15 protein-coding genes and 1 riboswitch are annotated in these 18,114 nt (G+C 72.1%); of the genes, 11 read left to right on the top strand and 4 right to left on the bottom strand.

Annotated features, from left to right (window positions below):
• Positions 1-54 precede the first annotated feature (54 nt).
• From PVE36_RS05775 to PVE36_RS05800, 6 genes are all read left to right on the top strand, one after another.
• A complete protein-coding gene (locus tag PVE36_RS05775; protein WP_277455171.1) occupies positions 55-798 on the top strand; it encodes an EcsC family protein in 744 nt (247 codons plus the stop codon).
• A 39-nt stretch (positions 799-837) separates the two neighbouring features.
• Positions 838-1,242 carry a DUF1232 domain-containing protein gene (locus PVE36_RS05780; RefSeq protein ID WP_277455172.1) on the top strand — a complete coding sequence of 135 codons (405 nt, stop codon included), beginning with the start codon at positions 838-840 and terminating at the stop codon, positions 1,240-1,242.
• 92 nt (positions 1,243-1,334) lie between these two features.
• Entirely contained in the window at positions 1,335-2,525 is a 1,191-nt protein-coding gene (locus PVE36_RS05785) for a DUF4192 domain-containing protein (protein WP_277455173.1), read from the top strand.
• Between the two features lie 72 nt (positions 2,526-2,597).
• Positions 2,598-2,707: riboswitch (SAM riboswitch) on the top strand.
• 16 nt (positions 2,708-2,723) lie between these two features.
• Positions 2,724-3,863, top strand: coding sequence for a homoserine O-acetyltransferase (locus tag PVE36_RS05790; protein WP_277455174.1), 1,140 nt, complete (start codon positions 2,724-2,726; stop codon positions 3,861-3,863).
• A 112-nt stretch (positions 3,864-3,975) separates the two neighbouring features.
• Positions 3,976-4,374, top strand: coding sequence for a universal stress protein (locus PVE36_RS05795; protein WP_277455175.1), 399 nt, complete (start codon positions 3,976-3,978; stop codon positions 4,372-4,374).
• Positions 4,375-4,592: 218 nt separating this feature from the next.
• Positions 4,593-6,269 (top strand): RNA polymerase sigma factor, encoded by a 1,677-nt coding sequence (locus PVE36_RS05800; protein ID WP_277455772.1) that lies wholly within the window; start codon positions 4,593-4,595, stop codon positions 6,267-6,269.
• 85 nt (positions 6,270-6,354) lie between these two features.
• Here the strand turns inward: PVE36_RS05800 and PVE36_RS05805 are convergent, their stop codons facing one another.
• The 4 genes from PVE36_RS05805 to PVE36_RS05820 form a co-directional block, all read right to left on the bottom strand.
• The gene (locus tag PVE36_RS05805; RefSeq protein ID WP_277455176.1) at positions 6,355-7,218 is read right to left on the bottom strand and encodes a sulfite exporter TauE/SafE family protein; all 864 of its coding nucleotides are present in this window, start codon (positions 7,216-7,218) and stop codon (positions 6,355-6,357) included.
• Positions 7,219-7,401: 183 nt separating this feature from the next.
• Entirely contained in the window at positions 7,402-9,693 is a 2,292-nt protein-coding gene (locus tag PVE36_RS05810) for a DUF3488 and transglutaminase-like domain-containing protein (RefSeq protein WP_277455177.1), read from the bottom strand.
• The gene (locus PVE36_RS05815; protein WP_277455178.1) at positions 9,690-10,898 is read right to left on the bottom strand and encodes a DUF58 domain-containing protein; all 1,209 of its coding nucleotides are present in this window, start codon (positions 10,896-10,898) and stop codon (positions 9,690-9,692) included. The genes PVE36_RS05810 and PVE36_RS05815 overlap by 4 nt, the downstream gene beginning before the upstream one ends.
• Positions 10,899-10,901: 3 nt before the next feature.
• Positions 10,902-11,870, bottom strand: coding sequence for an AAA family ATPase (locus tag PVE36_RS05820; protein WP_277455179.1), 969 nt, complete (start codon positions 11,868-11,870; stop codon positions 10,902-10,904).
• A gap of 363 nt (positions 11,871-12,233) precedes the next feature.
• Between PVE36_RS05820 and mraZ the strand changes: the two genes are divergently transcribed.
• The 5 genes from mraZ (at position 12,234) to PVE36_RS05845 (ending at position 18,080) form a co-directional block, all read left to right on the top strand.
• A complete protein-coding gene (gene mraZ, locus PVE36_RS05825; protein WP_277455180.1) occupies positions 12,234-12,665 on the top strand; it encodes a division/cell wall cluster transcriptional repressor MraZ in 432 nt (143 codons plus the stop codon).
• 172 nt (positions 12,666-12,837) lie between these two features.
• Positions 12,838-13,863, top strand: a complete 1,026-nt coding sequence (rsmH, locus tag PVE36_RS05830) for a 16S rRNA (cytosine(1402)-N(4))-methyltransferase RsmH (protein ID WP_277455181.1) — start codon at positions 12,838-12,840, stop codon at positions 13,861-13,863.
• Positions 13,860-14,399, top strand: coding sequence for a hypothetical protein (locus PVE36_RS05835; RefSeq protein WP_277455182.1), 540 nt, complete (start codon positions 13,860-13,862; stop codon positions 14,397-14,399). Before rsmH ends, PVE36_RS05835 begins: the two co-directional genes overlap by 4 nt.
• 37 nt (positions 14,400-14,436) lie before the next feature.
• The gene (locus PVE36_RS05840; protein WP_277455183.1) at positions 14,437-16,512 is read left to right on the top strand and encodes a penicillin-binding protein 2; all 2,076 of its coding nucleotides are present in this window, start codon (positions 14,437-14,439) and stop codon (positions 16,510-16,512) included.
• An 11-nt stretch (positions 16,513-16,523) separates the two neighbouring features.
• A complete protein-coding gene (locus tag PVE36_RS05845) occupies positions 16,524-18,080 on the top strand; it encodes a UDP-N-acetylmuramoyl-L-alanyl-D-glutamate--2,6-diaminopimelate ligase (protein ID WP_277455184.1) in 1,557 nt (518 codons plus the stop codon).
• Positions 18,081-18,114 lie beyond the last annotated feature (34 nt).

Here is an 18,114-nt window from a genome sequence, read left to right on the forward strand (position 1 = left end):
GCGTGGCAGGATCGGGACCGGACCACCGGCCGCACCACACACGAAGGGCGTCACATGGGCTTCATCACGGACACGTTCGGCCGCGGCCGGGGCAAGCACGCGTCCAGGGACACGCGATCCGCCCTCGAGCAGGCCCAGGACCCGCAGGCCTCGTCGGGGACGGTCGTCACGCTCGTGCAGAACCTGCTCGACGTCGGCATCGACGGTCGCGGTCCCTTCGACTCCGCCGTCTCGGCGGCGGAGACCGCGCTCCTCCGGGCCGGCGGCAATGCCGAGAGGGCCATCGACGACATCGTCGGCAGGCACGTCAAGCTCGCCGGCGCCCACGGCTTCGTGACCAACCTCGGCGGCTTCACGACGATGCTCGTCGCGCTCCCCGCCAATGTCCTCGGCTTCTACGTCCTCGCCACGCGCATGGCCGCCGCGGTCGCCCACGTGCGCGGCCACGACCTGCAGCGGCCGGAGGTGCGCTCCGCCGTGCTGCTCAGCCTCGTCGGCGCCGACGCCCAGGACCTGCTGGCCAAGGCCGGGATGGTCGCCCCGGGCGGTCGCCTTGCGACCTTCGCGACGCAGCGACTGTCCGGACCGGCCCTGATGGTGGTCAACAAGGCCGTCGGCTTCCGCATCCTCAGCCAGGCGGGGAAGGGGGTCTTCGCCCGATTCGGCAGGGCGGTCCCGGTCGTCGGGGGCGCCGTCGGCGCGGGCCTGGACGTGTGGCTGCTCAACGAGCTGGCCGACCACGTGCGTGAGGAGTTCGCCGCCGGGACCGCTCCGGGCGTCGAGGGTCCCACCACCTGAGGAGTAGCCTGCGTGGTGTCCACCACCCGGAGGTGACCGATGCCCGTCGGCCCCAGCACGTACCGAGCCGCCCGCCTCGCCCACGCGATGCGCGAGGCATCGACGGCCCCCGGCGCGCCGGGCCTGTGGGCCCGGGTGCGCGCCGTCCCGCGCATGGTCCGGGCCGTGCGCTCCGGGCAGTACACGGGCCTGACGTCGACGCGGCTGCTGATGCTGCTCGCCGGGGTCGGGTATGTCGTCTCCCCGGTCGACTTCGTCCCCGAGGGACTCCTCCTCGCGCTCGGGCTCGTGGACGACCTCCTCGTCATCGGGTGGGTCGCCACCGCGCTCATGCGCGAGACGGGGGACTTCATCGCGTGGGAGCGCGGCGCGGCCGCGCCGTGGGCGCCTGGTCAGGACGGCCCCGAGGGGCGGACGGTGCCCTCCCACGTCGTGCCGGACTGAGGCCACCCACAAGCTCTCCTCCGTCCGACGCGCTACCCACAGGCGGCGAAGGGGGCGACCCCCGCACCGACGATCCTCGGCAGATTCGGGGCATGACAACGACAGTCCGCCCCCGCAATCCCGCCGAGCTCGCCGTGGTGCTCCCGTACCAGCTCGGCTACCACCCCGGCCCCTCCGTCGTCGTGACCGTCCTGCACGGCAAGCGCCTCGGGCTCGTCCAGCGCCACGACCTGCTCACCGATCCCGGGGACTGCCGCGCTGCCGCCGGGCAGGCGATGGCGATCGCGGCCCGTGAGACGGCGACGGCGGTGATGGTCATCGCGCACGAGGACCTCGCAGGTGACTCCGCACCCCTGTCCGAGGCGATGATCGAGGCCGCGACGGCCGAGGGGATCAGCGTCCACGAGCGAGTCGTGGTGCGCGACGGGCGGTGGTTCGCACCCGACTGCGTCCAGGGATGCTGCCCCGAGGAGGGACAGCCCCTGCCCCGGCCGGAGGACGTGCCCGCCGTCGCGGCCTTCGTGCAGGCCGGCGTCGCGCCCCTGCCGAGCCGTGCGGCCATCGTCGAGGGAGTGCTTCCGGGGCGGGACGAGGAGCGCGCGCGCTCCGTGGGCCTGCACCTGGCATCCCTCGGGTCGGGGAGCAGCACGCGCACCTTCGGTGGTGGCCCCACCGTCCCGCCTGCCTCCTGGCTGGACCGTGGGGAGGACGTCCTCGCGTGGTGGACACTGCTCCTCGACCCGCGCCCGCAGGCCATGGCCGTCACGCTCCTCAGCGACGAGGCGCTCGCCTGGGTGGCGACCTCGCTCCGGGACGTCGTCTGGCGCGACGCCCTCATGGGCGTCCTCTGCCCGGGGGCCATGCCGATGGCCGAGAGCTGCGGCACCCCGGCCGCCGCGGCGGCGCTCGCGGCCCAGTGGTGCCCGTGGGTGCCCGACGCCGACGTCGTCGACGACGTCGCGGCAGGGCTCGACGAGGGGCGCGCGCGTGCGTCGGGCGACGTCTCTCCCGAGCGGTGGCACGAGGAGGTGCTGCTCGTGCGCTCACGCCTGGTCGAGCTGACCCGGCTGCTGCCGCCCGAGGCGACGCCGCCGGTCCTCACCCTCGTCGCCCACCTCGCCTGGTGGGTCGGGGACGGCACGGTCGCCGGCATCTGCCTGGAGCGGGCCCTGGAGATCGATCCCGACCACCGCCTGGCCGAGCTGATGCTGCGATTGCTCTCCGCGGGGGTCCGGCCCTGGGCAAGCGCCTCGCCGGACGGGGCCTCGGGGGCGGCTGCCTGACAGGTCAGCCGGAGGGTCCGGTGTGCGGACCCCGCTCGATCCGTGTCGCGTCAATGGCTATGGTTGTCGGCAGGTCATGAGCGCCAGCGTCAAGCCCCGGCTTGCTGGCCGGCAACCCTCTTCGCGACGGGGTGCCCCGGGTGATGACCTGGCTGCACCGTAGGGGTGTGGCAAGGCGAGCCCCCGGGAGACCTCATCATGAGCGTGACCACCAGGCCCCCCACGACTGCGGGTTCCTGGCGCGACGGAGACCACCCCGGCCGCCGGAAGTTCGTCACCATCGGTGACCTCGATCTCGAGTCCGGCGACCGGCTGCCCGACGTGGTCCTCGCCTACGAGACGTGGGGTGAGCTCAACGCCAACCGTGACAACGCGATCCTCGTCGAGCACGCGCTCACCGGGGACAGCCACGTCGTCGGCCCGGCCGGTCCCGGCCACCCGACCGCGGGCTGGTGGCCCGACCTCATCGGTTCCGGCGCACCGCTGGACAGCGACGAGTACTTCGTCGTCGCCATCAACGTCCTCGGCGGGTGCCAGGGCAGCACGGGCCCCGGCGCCAGGTGCGCCGACGGACGTCCGTGGGGGAGCCGGTTCCCCCGGGTGACGATCCGGGACCAGGTGGCCGCGGAGGCGCGCCTGGCCGACGAGCTGGGCATCAGCACGTGGCAGTCCGTCATCGGTGGGTCCATGGGCGGCATGCGCACCCTCGAGTGGGTCGCGAGCTTCCCCGACCGTGTCGCCACCGCAGTGGCGCTCGCGACGAGCGGCTACGCCACCGCCGAGCAGATCGGGTGGAGCCAGGCACAGATCCTCGCCATCCGCAACGACCCGTGGTTCGCCGGCGGCGACTACTACGGCAACCCCGAGGGTCCCGAGGCGGGTCTGGGGATCGCCCGGCGCATCGCGCACATCACCTACCGCAGCGAGCCCGAGCTGCACCTGCGCTTCGACCGCGAGGTCCAGGACGAGCCGGTCGGGCCCAACGGTCGACCGCGGTACACCATCGAGAGCTACCTCGACCACCACGGCGGCAAGCTCGCCGGCCGCTTCGACGCCAACTCCTACGCGGTGCTGTCGGAGGCGATGAACTCCCACGACATCGCTCGTGGGCGAGGTGGCCTGCGCGAGGCCCTCGCCCCCTTCGCCGGTCGTCTCGTCGTGGTCCCGGTCGACTCCGACCGGCTCTACCCGCCGCGGTTGTCCGAGGAGCTCGTCGAGGCCAAGCCGGGTGCCGAGCTGGTGACGATCAGCTCCCTCGTCGGCCACGACGGATTCCTCACGGAGGGCGACCAGGTCGCCGACGTGCTGCGCTCGGTCGTGGTCCCGCGACCCCGGTGAGGGAGGCCACCGAATTCGTCGCCACGCCAACGCACTCGTGAGACATGTCACGCAGTGGCGGTGTAGCGTTCGACCTAGGTCTTCCATCAGCAAGTCGTCTTGAGGAGCACAGATGATCGTCGTGGGGTACGTGTCGACCAAGGAAGGCGAGGCCGCGCTGGAGCGGGCCTTCGAGGAGTGCAAGCTGCGCGACGAGCAGCTGACCGTCATCCACTCCGACCGTGGCGGTGCCGGCCTCAGCGGTGACGCCGCCCGCAAGAACGACAGCGACCTGCGCCGGGTGGCGTCCCGTCTCGAGGACGCCGGCGTCAAGGGTGATGTCCGTGGGCTCGTGCGTGGCAAGGAGCCGGCCGAGGACCTCATCGCCGTCGCGGAGGAGACCGATGCCTCGCTGATCGTCATCGGGCTGCGTCGCCGCACCCCGGTCGGCAAGCTGATCCTCGGGTCCAATGCGCAGCGGGTCCTGCTCGACGCGCCCTGCGACGTGCTCGCGGTCAAGGCGACCGGCTGAGGACCGCACACCACCGGGACCGGGGCGCCTCCTGCAGAGGACGCGCCCCGGTTTCGTGCACCTCGGACCACCCCTCGGGTGCCGCGCCGGGCGGCAAGGATTTATAATGGGGACACAGCCCATCGCGCAGCGTGCGGGCGAGTCGGGACACCGGGGACACGCCACCTCCACAGTGCCCCGGCGGAATCCACCGTGACGAAAGGTTGTTGGTGACTGCTGTGTCCCCACGGTCCGACGGGGCGCAGGGCTCCCTCCCCAAGGAGTTCTCGCACTCAGCGCTCCAGGAGCTGGTGCGCCAAGGACGTACGGCAGGACTGGTCACGCCAGACCAGCTGCAGGTTGCATTCAGCGAAGCCAAGATCAGCCCCAGCCGGGGAAAGGCCGTCTTGCGTGCGCTCGACGACCAGGGAATTGAGGTTCAGGTGCCAAAGTCCATAGCCGCGAAGAAGACGGCCAAGAAGGCCCCCGCGAAGAAGGCCGCGGCTGCCAAGACGTCGGAGACGTCGGAGAAGAAGACCACTCCGGCGAAGAAGACCACGAAGTCCACGGCCAAGAAGTCCGCCGCGAAGTCCACCGCTGCGACGGCGGAGGTCACCGAGGCGCCGGAGGCTCCGGAGGCTCCGGAGAAGAAGACGGCGCCGAAGAAGACTGCGACGAAGAAGACCGCCGCGAAGAAGACGACGGCGAAGAAGACGACGGCGAAGAAGACGGCCGCCACCAAGACGAGCGCGGCCGCCGCTGCCGCGCCGGCGAAGAAGGTCGCACCCGCCAAGCAGGCCGCCGCGAAGAAGGCCGCGGCCAAGAGCGCCGCCGCCAACCCGACGACGACCACGGCCGAGGAGCCCGAGGAGGGCGAGGACGAGGTCCTGGGTGAGGACCCCAAGGACAAGTCCAAGAGGGACCAGGAGGCCGACGAGAAGGGCGGCTTCGTCATCAGCAACGATGACGAAGGCGATGCCCCTGCACAGCAGGTCGTCACCGCCGGGGCCACCGCCGACCCGGTCAAGGACTACCTGAAGCAGATCGGCAAGGTCGCCCTCCTCAACGCCGAGCAGGAGGTCGAGCTCGCCAAGCGGATCGAGGCCGGTCTCTTCGCGGAGGAGAAGCTGGCCACCGCCGAGAAGATCGACATGAAGTTCAAGCGCGAGCTGTGGTGGATCGCCCAGGACGGCAAGAACGCGAAGAACCACCTCCTCGAGGCCAACCTGCGTCTCGTCGTCTCGCTCGCCAAGCGCTACACCGGCCGCGGCATGCTCTTCCTCGACCTCATCCAGGAGGGCAACCTCGGGCTGATCCGTGCGGTCGAGAAGTTCGACTACACGAAGGGCTACAAGTTCTCCACGTACGCGACGTGGTGGATCCGCCAGGCCATCACGCGCGCGATGGCCGACCAGGCCCGCACCATCCGCATTCCGGTGCACATGGTCGAGGTCATCAACAAGCTCGCCCGCGTGCAGCGCCAGATGCTGCAGGACCTGGGCCGCGAGCCCACCCCGGAGGAGCTGGCCAAGGAGCTGGACATGACCCCGGAGAAGGTCGTCGAGGTCCAGAAGTACGGCCGCGAGCCGATCTCGCTGCACACGCCGCTCGGTGAGGACGGCGACTCCGAGTTCGGTGACCTCATCGAGGACTCCGAGGCGGTCGTGCCGGCCGACGCGGTCAGCTTCACCCTCCTGCAGGAGCAGCTGCACAGCGTCCTGGACACCCTCAGCGAGCGGGAGGCCGGCGTGGTCTCGATGCGCTTCGGCCTGACCGACGGCCAGCCGAAGACCCTCGACGAGATCGGCAAGGTCTACGGGGTCACCCGCGAGCGCATCCGCCAGATCGAGTCGAAGACGATGAGCAAGCTGCGGCACCCCAGCCGCTCCCAGGTCCTGCGCGACTACCTGGACTGAGCATCACCCACGACGAAGGGGGCGGAGCAGCGACGGCTGCTCCGCCCCCTTCGTCATGGGTCGGGATGGAGAACAGTGGCCGGGATCAGGCGGTGGACGCCGCCCGCAGCGGGCACCGCGGCACGGTGAACCAGCAGACCGCGGAACCAGCAGCAAGGACGCCGGCACCGATCCCGACGACAAGTCCGGCCGTGGCGGGCAGCTCCTGGACGAGGACGAACACGCCCATCACCATCACGAAGATCCCGAAGCCCTTGCGCAACGCCGCCTCCGGGATCCGCCCGGCCAACCGCGCCCCGAGGAACGACCCGACGACGGCCGCGGTCGTCACCGCGCCGATCAGCCCCCACTCCAGGGTGACCGTGGTGAGGTAGCCGGCCAGGCCCGCGAACGACTTCATGGCGATGACCACCAAGGAGGTACCCACGGCCACGGGCATGGCCAGCCCGCCCATCAGGGCCAGGGCCGGGACGACCAGGAAGCCACCACCGGCCCCGACCAGACCGGTCACGAGGCCCACGACGAGGCCCTCGAGAATCACCTTCATCACCGGCAGCTCCCGATCGTGGGGCTGGACAGCCTGGTTCTTGCGGCCGCGGATCATCGCCACGGAGGTGGCGAGCATCATCAGCGCGAAGGCGATCATCAGCAGCGTGCCGGAAACGTGGCCACCAAGCAGGCCGCCACCGAAGGCCCCGGCCATACCGGCGGCGCCGAAGACCAGCCCGGTGCGCCACTTCACTCGCTGGTTGCGGGCGTGATTGACGGCACTGACGGCCGAGGTGACTCCGACCACGAACAGGGAGGCCGCGATCGCCTCCTTGGGCGGGAGCCCTGCCACATAGGTCAGGATCGGCACGGTCAGGATGGACCCGCCGCCACCGAGCAGACCGAGCGAGAGCCCGATGAGCACGGAGAACAACAAAGTCAATACAAGAGTGGCGGTCATGAATCCATGTCCTTGTCCTCCCAGCCGACTCCGGCCGGGATCACGGTCGGGTGGCAAAACTGCTGCACTGGCACGGGCCCGAAAGACTCCAGGACCCCAACGGAGGGTCCGACCCCACCACGTTCTTGAGCCGAGTATTGCAGATACCCCCCGGAGTATCCAACTGACCGTGTCGGCTCCTGCCTATCGCCGGCGGACGAGGTCGGCCAGGCGTTGCGGCAGGGAGAGCCAGGCGTCGACGCCGGCCCGCGGCCACAGGATCGCCTTCAGCCGTGAGCTGGTCATCCGCTGCTGACGGACCTCCCCGACGATCGAGGTGACCTCGGCGGACACGTCGGGCAGGTCCTGGTCCGGCCGCCCGTAGCGGGCGCGCTCCACCGTCAGCACGACGTGGTCGAGCTGCTCCCGCGTCGGCTCGTCGAGGTAGCCGTGGCGGCCGACCCACTCGCCGACGCGGCGCGGGGTGGCCCCCACGGGCGGTCGCAGGCCCAGGTCGTCGAGCTGGCCGATGAGGTCCTGCCACTCCGCCTCGATCCGGGCCGGGGCGTCGGGGGCCGTGGCCCGCTCGCGCCGACGAGCCAGCCACGCGGTGACCGGCATGATCGCCAGGGCGGCCACGGCGAGCAGCAGGCCCAGCAGCCACGTGCGCCACGAACGGCCCTCCTCCTCGCCGGCCGGGTCGACCGCGGTCGGGTCCTGTGCGTCCGGGGACGCCTGCGTGCTCGTGGTCGTCGTGGTCTCGCTCGTGGTGGTCGTCTCGTCCGTGGTCGCGGCCCCGTCGCGCTCGATGGAGATCGAGTAGGACGGCACGCTCGCCGCGCGGGCGCCGGGGGTCGGCTCGAAGCGGGTCCACCCCACACCCGCGAAGTACAGCTCCGGCCAGGCGTGGGCGTCGCTGGCCCGGATGACGCGCTCCTCGGCGTCGACGGCCTCACCGGGGAGGAAACCGACGACCACCCGGGCGGGGATGCCGTGGGCGCGCGCGAGGAGGGTCATCGTCGAGGCGAACTGCTGGCAGTAGCCGACCTTGGTCTCGAGGAAGGACAGGACCGGGTCGTCCGGGGACCCCGGCGGGTCGGGGACCTCGAGGTCGTAGTCGAAGTCCGGCCCGCGCAGGTACTCCTGGAACGCCTGGGCCGCCGTCAGGTCGTCGGCGCCCCCGGGCGCCAGGGAGAGGGCCAGCTCCTGGATCGCCTCGGCCGACGCGGGGTCGAGGGCGAGGTACTCGTCGGTGTACGCGGGGACGTCGACCGAGGACCTCGACTCGCCCGTGCCGAAGTCCTCCTCCTGCGGGTCCAGCTCGAGGTAGCTGCTCGAGTAGCTGCTCGGGGTGCGCTGCACCCGGGCCGTCCCGTCGGCGCCGAGGGCCCAGGGGATGCCGCCGAGGTCGACCTCGGTGGGGTGGCGAGGCAGGGCGATCTGCGGGGCGGCCACGCCGTTGGCGTCGATGGCGACGCTGCGCTCCTCGCGGTCGATGGACTCGGCCGCGGCGGACGCCGGCCGGGGCAGCTCGAAGTCCTCCCGGGGTTGCACGTCACCCGAGCCCATCCGCCCGAAGCCGTCCTCGAAGTCGGTGACCACGGCGACCCGCAGCGGCTCGGGCGTCGGGTCGGTGGTCGTGTAGCGCAGCACCGGCTCCTCACTCGGTGACTGGAGGCTGCGCTTGAGGTCGAGCTCGGTCGACAGGCGGATGCCGTCGGTGGAGCGCGCCGACCCGGCACCTCCCGCGCCGAGCCCGTCGAGGACGTAGCGGGTGGGCAGGTGGGGCAGCGCTGCCGGGATGAGCAGGGCGCCGGCGAGACAGATCGCGGCGATCCGTGCGGCCTGCCACCGCAGCGAGCGGGCGGCGACGGCCTCCCCGTCGGCGTCGGCCATGAGGGGGACGGCCGTCGTCCACTCCCGCATCTCGCGGTCGGACTGGTTGGCGACCAGCGCCATCCACAGCACGGCACCGACGGCGAACCACCCCCACGGGAGCGCCCCACCGGAGTTGGCCGCCGGGACGAGGAAGAGCGACAGCAGCGGCAGCCCCGCGATCGTCGGGGCCGCCGCCGTCGCCGCGGACATGTCGACCGCGAGCCCGACCACGACGACGATGATGACGAGCACGACCGTGACGCCGGGGGACTCCGGCGCGGGCGCGGCGTAGGTGGTGATCGTCTCCTGGGCGTCGCGCACGTAGTCGAGGAGCCGCGGCCCCGTCCGGGCCGTCGGCACGACCCCGTAGGCGGTCGTCCCGCCCAGCTGGGTGACCAGGACGTACGCGGTCCCCGTGAGGAGCTGCCCGAGGATCGTCACGCTCGCCCGCCGGACGAGGGCTCGCAGGACGATGCCGGTGACGGCGACGACCGCGACGCCGAGCACGGCGGCCGGCAGCCACGCGGACTCCTCGAAGAGCGTCGTCAGCGGCATCGCGACCACGATGGTCGCCACGGCCGCGAGCGTCGCCGCCAGGGCCTGCGTGCCGGGGTTCATCCGCGGACCGCCCGTGCGACCGTGAGCTGCTCCCACAGCCGGGGGAGCTGGTCACCGGGGCGGACGACGAGGCTGCGCCACCCACCGAGGGCGAGCCGCTGCGCGGTCAGCTCGGCGGAGTCACCTGCGTCCGCGCCGAACCCGTCCCGGTCGATGACCAGGGCCATCCCGTGGGCGGCGCGGGCGGCGACCGGCTCGGCGTCCTGCGCGCCGAGCGCACCGATGACCGCGACCACGAGACCGCCTCCGTGCCGGGCGAACTCGTCGAGCGCCTCGACCATGTGGTGCGCGGAGGCCTGATCGGAGGGCTGGACGGCGGCGAGCCGGTCGAGTGCGTGGTCGACGTTGTCCAGCACGAGGACCCGGCCGACCCCGGTGGAGGCGAGCGAGAGGTGGACCTCGAAGCGCTCAGCGAGCAGCAGCGCCGTGACGGACGCCGCAGCCGTGACCGCCCACTCGAAGGAGCCGCCGTTGCCCGTCCCGGCGTGGACCGAGGCCCGGTCGTCGAGGACGACGAGGGCGCGACGACGCGTGGGTTCCTCGTCCTGGCGGACCATCGTCTCGCCGGTGCGGGCGGTGGAGCGCCAGTGGATGCGCCGCAGGTCGTCGCCGATGCGGTACTCACGCACGCCGATGTCGTCCTCGCCGTGGAGGGCCATGCGCGGCGAGGAGGCGGACTCGCCACCGCTGCCGGCGGTGACGCCGCGCACGGGGAGCAGGGGGACGGTGCGCGGCAGGACGACCAGGGCGCTCTCGCCGGGCACGGCGACCAGGCGGGTGGTCAGGCCGAAGGGGTCGTTCACCCGGACCGACAGCGGGCCGATCGTGTGGTGGCCGCGGACGTGGGAGCGCACCCGGTAGCCCAGGGCGCGCTCCTCGTCCCGACGCAGCCGGGGGATGAGCAGGTGCGGGCGGTCGCCGAGCGCGTAGGCCAGTCCCTCCTCGCCGCGCAGGAGCGGGGAGGTGGTCCGACCGGTGTTGCGGACGGTGAGCGTGACGTCGGCGTGCCCGTCGATCGGGATGCGGGCAGGGGAGAGGGAGCGCTCGACCTCCAGTGAGACGGGGCGCCGCGACAGCAGGGAGGCCAGCAGGGGCAGGACGACGAGCAGCGCGCCGACCCGCGTCAGGTCGTGCAGCCCGAGGACCATGCCGGCCACGGCGATGCCCACCCCGGCGCCGACGAAGACGCGTCCTCGCAGGGTCATCGGTCAGCGGGGGCCGGGCACTCGCGTGCGCTGCACGATCTCGGCGACGACGTCGGCGGCGGAGTGCCGGGCGAGCTGGGCCTCGCTGCTCAGCAGCAGCCGGTGCTCGAGCACGACCGTGGCCAGCGCCTGGATGTCGTCGGGCAGCACGTGGTCACGTCCGGCGAGAGCGGCGTGGGCGCGCGCGGCGCGCAGCAGGTGCAGGGTCGCGCGCGGTGAGGCGCCGAGGCGGATGTGCGAGCTGTGGCGGGTGGCGGTGGCCAGGTCGACGACGTACTGCCGGACGGCGGGGGAGGCGTGCACGGTGCGCACGGCCTCCACGAGCCGGACGATGCCCTCGGCGTCGGTCACCGGCTCCAGGCCCTCCAGCGGGGAGCGGGAGCCGTGGTGCTCGAGCAGGTCGACCTCGGCGGCGGCCGTCGGGTAGCCCACCGACAGCCGTGCCATGAAGCGGTCGCGCTGGGCCTCGGGGAGGGGGTAGGTGCCCTCCATCTCCACGGGGTTCTGCGTGGCCATGATGATGAAGGGGTGCGGGAGCTCGTAGGTGTGCCCGTCGACGGTCACCTGCGCCTCCTCCATGCACTCCAGCAGCGCTGACTGTGCCTTGGGGGAGGCCCGGTTGATCTCGTCACCGACGACGACGTGGGCGAAGACGGCGCCGGGGCGGAACTCGAAGTGGTGGGTCTCCTGGTTGTAGATGCTCACGCCGGTGATGTCGCTCGGGAGCAGGTCGGGGGTGAACTGCACGCGCCGCACCGAGGCGTCGATGCTGCGGGCGAGGGTCTTGGCCAGCATCGTCTTGCCGACGCCCGGGACGTCCTCGATGAGCAGGTGGCCACCCGCGAGGAGCACGGTGATCGCCGTGCGGACGACGTCCGGCTTGCCCTCCATGACGCCGTTCATCGCCTCGGCGAGTCGCGCACCCACGGCCACGACGTGCTCGAGGTCCTCACTCGGGGCGTGGGCGGGCACCGTATCTTCCTTGCTCAGCGTCACCACGACTCCGATCCGTGGGGTTCCCGGACGTTCCCCCACTTCGCTCCAACTCACCCCTGAGCCTACGTGCCGTGGGGCCGCGGGCCCGCCCCCACGTGGTCGCTGACCTGCGCAGAGGGCTCCCTCGTCGCCGATTCGGCCGCAGGAGGGCGAAGGGGGCAGCAGACGCCGCGATTTCCCCCCACTTTGCACCACCCTCCATTTATCAGGGGAAACACAGGGTATTCAGTCCGCTTTTGTGGGCGCGGGAGGTGTGTTTCGGGCCCAGGTGGAGTAAAGTGGGGGATCAAGGAAGCGCGTGGTGGCATTCGGGTCGATTCGTAGGGGAGGTGACCGCCGATGTTCCTCGGGACCCACACCCCCCGTCTGGACGACAAGGGGCGCCTGTTCCTCCCCGCCAAGTTCCGGGACAAGCTCGCCGGTGGCCTCGTGATGACCCGAGGTCAGGAGCGCTGCCTCTACGTCTTCCCGATGGAGGAGTTCGTCAAGGTCACGCAGAAGTTCCAGGAGGCCCCCACCTCCAGCAAGGCCGCCCGTGACTACATGCGCGTCTTCCTCTCCGGTGCCAGCGACGAGATCCCCGACAAGCAGGGGCGTGTCACCGTCCCCGCCGCGCTGCGCGACTACGCCGGCCTCGACCGCGACTGCACCGTCATCGGAGCCGGCTCGCGCGTCGAGGTCTGGGACACCGCCGCGTGGAACGAGTACCTAGCCAGCACCGAGCAGGCCTTCGCCGACCAGTCCGAGGAGGTGATCCCCGGACTCATGTGACGGCAGCTGCCGTCCGGCCTCCAGCCGTGACGTACGCCGACGCGACTTCCCCCGCGCCGGACGCGTCCCGGATGGGGACCAGGTGGCAGCTGCAGGACACGAACCAGTACCGGAGATCACCCCCCACCCCGCACCACCACCGCACCAGACCGAGACGACGAAGGGAGTGACCGTGGACGATGCGCACACCGGCCCCGAGCCGGGCCGGGACGCCGCCTCGCGGCACGTCCCCGTCATGCTCGAGGAGGTCCTGACGCTGCTGGCGCCCGTCCTCTCGACGCCTCCTCCGGGCGCCGACCGTCTCATCCACGTCGACGGCACGCTGGGCATGGGCGGTCACGCCGAGGCGGTCCTCGAGGCCGGTGCCGACGTGCACCTCGTCGGCATCGACCGTGACCCCCAGGCGCTGGAGCTCGCGGGGGAGCGGCTGGCCCGCTTCGGTGAGCGCGTCACCCTCGTGCACGCGACCAACGACGAGATCGGCGACGTCCTCGACGAGCTGGGCATCGACACCGTCACCTCCGCCTTCTTCGACCTCGGTGTCTCCTCCCTGCAGCTGGACGAGACCGAGCGCGGTTTCGCCTACGCGCACGACGCCCCGCTGGACATGCGGATGGACCCCACCGTCGGCATGACCGCCGCGGACGTGCTCAACACCTACGAGGCCCGCGACCTCGCGCGCGTCCTCTCGCAGTACGGCGAGGAGCGCTTCGCCCGCAAGATCGCCGCGGCGATCGTCCGGGAGCGGGAGGTCGCCCCCTTCGTCACCTCGGGGCGCCTCGTGGAGCTGCTGCGCAGGACCATCCCGATGGCCACCCAGCGCGGTGGCGGCCACCCGGCCAAGCGCACCTTCCAGGCGCTGCGGATCGAGGTCAACGAGGAGCTGGCCGGCTGGAGCCGGGCGCTGCCGCTGGCCCTGCGGCGCATCGCGATCGGCGGCCGGATTGCCGTGCTGTCCTTCCACTCCCTCGAGGACCGCATCACCAAGCGGGCCCTGGCCGCCGGCGCCACCTCCACCGCACCCCACGACCTACCCGTCGAGCTGCCCGAGCACGAGGCCGAGCTGCGCCTGCTCACCCGCGGTGCGCTCGTGCCCACGCAGGCCGAGCTCGACACCAACCCCCGATCCGCCTCGGTGCGCCTGCGCGCCGCCGAGCGCACCAGAGCCCCCCGGCCGATGAAAGGCACCGCGAGATGAGCCAGATGTCTGTGGCAACCACTGTCGCCAAGCGCTCCACGACCGGCACGCAGCGGACCTCGCTGCGCGTGGTCACCCCGGAGGAGCGGACCGGCTCCGCGTGGTTCCCCGTCCTGTGCGTCGCGCTGCTGCTCGCCGGTCTGGCCGCCGTCCTGGGGCTGAACACCGCGATGGCGCAGGACTCCTTCGAGGTCACGGCGCTCGAGGCGAGGACCGCCGAGCTCTCCGACACGCACGCGGCCCTCGAGCAGTCGATCAACGACCACTCGGCCCCGCAGAACCTCGCCACCGAGGCCCGCGCGATGGGCATGGTGCCCAGCGACACCGCCGCCTTCATCGACATCGAGAAGGGGCGCATCCTCGGCGTGGCGACGGTCGCCGACAAGCGGAAGGGATTTACCGTGGACGCAGCATCCACGGCCACGGTCGAGGAGCAGAAGTCCTCCGACGAGAAGGCGTCGTCGCACGACACGGCGGCGGACGACGAGCCGGGCGGCACCGAGTCCGACGACACCTCCGAGACCCCCGGCGACTGACCGACATCCCCACCCGCGACGCAGAGAGGCAGCGCCTGTGACCGAGCGTCGATCCGGCGGCAGCGGGCCCTCGCCCCGCCGCACGTCCGGAGCGAAGGGGGGCACCCCCCGGCCACGCACCGCGCCGACCGCCAAGAAGGCCGCGCCGAAGAAGGCGACGCCGAAGAAGGCCTCGTCCACGAGGACCACCGCGCGGCCGAGCGCGACGAAGGCGCCGCCGAGGAGGACGGCACCCACGCGGCCCGCGACGCGGCGTCCGTCCCCGGTGCGCCGGCCCGCCGCGGCCGGGACGGCGGCGCCGGGCAACTCCCGGGCGCGCATGCGCGCCCTGATGGTCACCTCGCTGATCGTGCTCAGCCTCTTCGCGGCCCAGCTGCTGCGCATCCAGGGCTTCGACTCCGAGGCCGTCGCGGCCAACGCCCTGGCCCAGCGCACCCACACCGAGACCATCCCGGCCCAGCGGGGCACGATCTACGGCGTCAACGGCACGGTCCTGGCCCAGAGCCAGGAGCGACGCATCGTCACCGTCGACCAGACGGCCGTGCCCGAGTACGAGAAGACCGTCGGCGGCGAGCTGACCGAGGTCGGCGTGCAGGGCGCCGCCGAGGACCTGGCGACGCTGCTCGACGAGTCCGAGGGGGACCTCGCGGAGGCCATGACGGGCGAGGAGCGCTACGTCGTCCTGGCGAAGAACGTCTCCCCGCTGACCTGGCGCAGGATCAGCGATCTGGGCATCCCCGGCATCTACTCCGAGCGCACGTCGCAGCGCACCTACCCGCAGTCGACGACCGTCGCCTCGCTCGTGGGCTTCGTCCAGCCGCAGGACCAGAGCGCCGGCGCCGGCCTGGAGCTGCAGTTCGACGACGTCCTCAGCGGCGAGCCGGGCCGGGCGACCTACCAGATCTCCCAGGACGGCTCCCGCCTGCCCAACGCCTCGGACGACATCAACTCCGCCGAGCCCGGGCGCGACATCCGCCTGACGATCGACAACGACATCCAGTGGTACGCGCAGAACGCCCTGGCCAGCAAGGTCGAGGAGACCAAGGCCCTCTCCGGCACCGTCGTCGTCCAGGACGTCAACTCCGGTGAGCTCGTCGCCCTGGCGTCGTACCCGACCTTCGACCCGAACGACCTCGGCAGCGGGGACGGGGTCTACACCAACCTCGCCTTCAGCGACGTCTTCGAGCCCGGGTCGACCGCGAAGATCATGACGGTCGCCGCCGGCCTGGAGGAGGACACCATCACGCCCCAGACGCCGATGGTCCTCCCGTACTCGATGCGCCGCGGCAACGCCACGCTCAAGGACTCCCACCCCCACCCGGACGAGTACCGCACCGTCGCCGGGGCCCTCGCCCAGTCGAGCAACACCGGCATGATGCTCATCGGCGAGACGATGGAGCCCAAGACGCTCGAGGAGTACCTGCGCCGCTTCGGCCTGGGCTCGACGAGCGGGTCCGGCTTCCCCGGCGAGTCCGGCGGTCTGCTGCCCCCGGCGGAGGACTGGAGCGGCTCGCAGCGGTACACGATGACCTACGGCCAGGGTGTCTCGACGACGGCGGTCCAGGTGACCAACGTCTTCCAGGCGATCGCCAACGACGGCCTGCGGATCAGCCCGACCTTCGTCGACTCGATCGAGGACGAGGACGGCAACTGGCGGCCGGCGCCGGAGGGGAAGACCAACCGCGCGGTGTCGAAGGCGACGGCCAACCAGGTCTCGCGGATGCTCGAGGGCGTCGTCTCCGAGGACGGAACCGCCCCCGAGGCGCAGATCGAGGGGTACAGCGTCGCCGGCAAGACCGGTACCGCGGATCGCTACGACCCGGACACCGGCGGGTACTCCGGCAAGACGGCCAGCTTCATCGGCTACGCCCCGGCGGACGACCCGCAGCTGGTGATCTCGGTCATCCTGCAGCGCCCGATCAACGGCTACTACGGCGGCACGGTCGCCGCGCCGGTCTTCAAGGACGTCATGACCTACGCCCTGCAGAAGAAGAAGGTCCCCCCGACGCCCGCGGACGAGCGCACCCCGAAGGTGCGCACCGTCCCGCCCGGCCAGCCGGACACGGACGACCCGGATCTCCTGCGTGACCGGGGCGCTCCCGATGGGGGGTAAGGTCGACGACCGTGCCATTTCCACGTCCTGAGCGGGTGCAGCCGCTGACCCTGGCTGCGGTGGTCGAGGTCCTCGGACCCGACGCCGCCCGTCTCGTCGACCCCTCGACCGGGTCGGTCGCGGTGACCGGGGTCTCCCTCGACACCGCCACCGTCCGTCCCGGCGACCTGTGGGCCGCGCTGCCGGGCGCCCGGGTCCACGGCGCCGACTTCGTGGCGGCCGCGGCCGGGGCGGGGGCGGTCGCCGTCCTCACCGACGCCGACGGGGCCTCCCGAGTCGCGGCGAAGGGGGTCGACCTGCCCGTCATCGAGGTGGCCGGCCCGCGCTCGCGCCTGGGTGAGGTCTCCGCGGCGATCTACGACAGCGCCGCGGTGATGCCGACGATGTTCGGCGTCACGGGCACCAACGGCAAGACGACGATCGCCTACCTCATGGTCTCGGCGCTCGAGGCGCTCGGTCGCACCACCGGACTCATCGGCACGATCGAGACCCGGGTGGGCGAGGAGCGGATCAAGTCGGTGCGCACCACCCCGGAGACGACGGACCTGCACGCGCTGCTGTCGGTCATGGGGGAGCGGGGCGTCGACGACTGCGTCATGGAGGTCTCCAGCCACGCGCTGACCCTCCACCGCGTCGACGAGGTCGTCTACGACGTCGCGCTCTTCACCAACCTCAGTCAGGACCACCTCGACTTCCACCTGACGATGGAGGACTACTTCCAGGCCAAGGCCGGCCTCTTCACGCCGCAGCGCTCCCGGCGCGGCGTCGTGTGCATCGACGACGAGTGGGGGTACCGCCTCGCCGCGCAGGCGGGCATCCCCGTCACGACCGTCACCTCGCGCCTGGACGTCGAGGCCGACTGGGTGGTCCGCGGCGACCCGCGCGAGCCGGAGCTGACCCTCAGCAGCGCCGACGACACGCTCCACCTGCGCTCGGCGCTGCCGGGTGACTTCAACCGCGTCAACACCGCCATGGCGGCGGTCGCGCTCATGCTCTCGGGGGTCGCTCCCGACGAGGTCGCCGAGGCGGTCCTCACCCGTCCGGACGTCCCCGGCCGGATGGAGCTGGTCCTGCCCAGCGACACGGCGCGCCCCGACGTGGACGACCTGCCGACCGCCCTCGTCGACTTCGCGCACACCCCCGACGCCGTCGGTGCGGTGCTGTCCGCGCTGCGTCTGCAGACCAACGGCCTGCTCGTCGTCGTGCTCGGCGCCGGCGGCAGCCGCGACCCCGGCAAGCGTCCGGGCATGGGCGCCGCCGCGGCCGCGCACGCCGACGTCGTCATCGTCACCGACGACAACCCCCGCGACGAGGAGCCCGAGGTCATCCGCGCGGCCGTCGCCGACGGGGTCTGGCCACGCTCGCGCGCCCGGCTGGAGAACGTCCCCGGTCGCGCCACCGCGATCGAGCGGGCCGTCGAGATCGCCTGCGAGGCCGGGCCCGGCGCCACCGTCGCCGTGCTGGGCAAGGGCCACGAGCAGGGCCAGGAGGTCCGCGGCGAGGTCCGCGACCACGATGACCGGGTGGTCCTGCGGGCCGCCCTCGACCACCGGAGCGTCTCGGGATGATCCCCACGACCCTGGGCGCCGTCGCCGACATCAC

Origin of the sequence: Janibacter sp. DB-40, from assembly GCF_029510815.1 — a bacterium.
GTDB lineage: Bacteria > Actinomycetota > Actinomycetes > Actinomycetales > Dermatophilaceae > Janibacter.

What these genes read in the sequence shown, in the direction of transcription:
- PVE36_RS05775 (WP_277455171.1), top strand. Translation starts at nt 55, where the DNA reads ATGGGCTTCATCACGGACACGTTCGGCCGCGGCCGGGGCAAGCACGCG.
- PVE36_RS05795 (WP_277455175.1), top strand. Translation starts at nt 3,976, where the DNA reads ATGATCGTCGTGGGGTACGTGTCGACCAAGGAAGGCGAGGCCGCGCTG.
- PVE36_RS05790 (WP_277455174.1), top strand. Translation starts at nt 2,724, where the DNA reads ATGAGCGTGACCACCAGGCCCCCCACGACTGCGGGTTCCTGGCGCGAC.
- mraZ (WP_277455180.1), top strand. Translation starts at nt 12,234, where the DNA reads ATGTTCCTCGGGACCCACACCCCCCGTCTGGACGACAAGGGGCGCCTG.
- PVE36_RS05815 (WP_277455178.1), bottom strand. Translation starts at nt 10,898, where the DNA reads ATGACCCTGCGAGGACGCGTCTTCGTCGGCGCCGGGGTGGGCATCGCC.
- PVE36_RS05810 (WP_277455177.1), bottom strand. Translation starts at nt 9,693, where the DNA reads ATGAACCCCGGCACGCAGGCCCTGGCGGCGACGCTCGCGGCCGTGGCG.
- PVE36_RS05805 (WP_277455176.1), bottom strand. Translation starts at nt 7,218, where the DNA reads ATGACCGCCACTCTTGTATTGACTTTGTTGTTCTCCGTGCTCATCGGG.
- PVE36_RS05785 (WP_277455173.1), top strand. Translation starts at nt 1,335, where the DNA reads ATGACAACGACAGTCCGCCCCCGCAATCCCGCCGAGCTCGCCGTGGTG.
- PVE36_RS05780 (WP_277455172.1), top strand. Translation starts at nt 838, where the DNA reads ATGCCCGTCGGCCCCAGCACGTACCGAGCCGCCCGCCTCGCCCACGCG.
- PVE36_RS05835 (WP_277455182.1), top strand. Translation starts at nt 13,860, where the DNA reads ATGAGCCAGATGTCTGTGGCAACCACTGTCGCCAAGCGCTCCACGACC.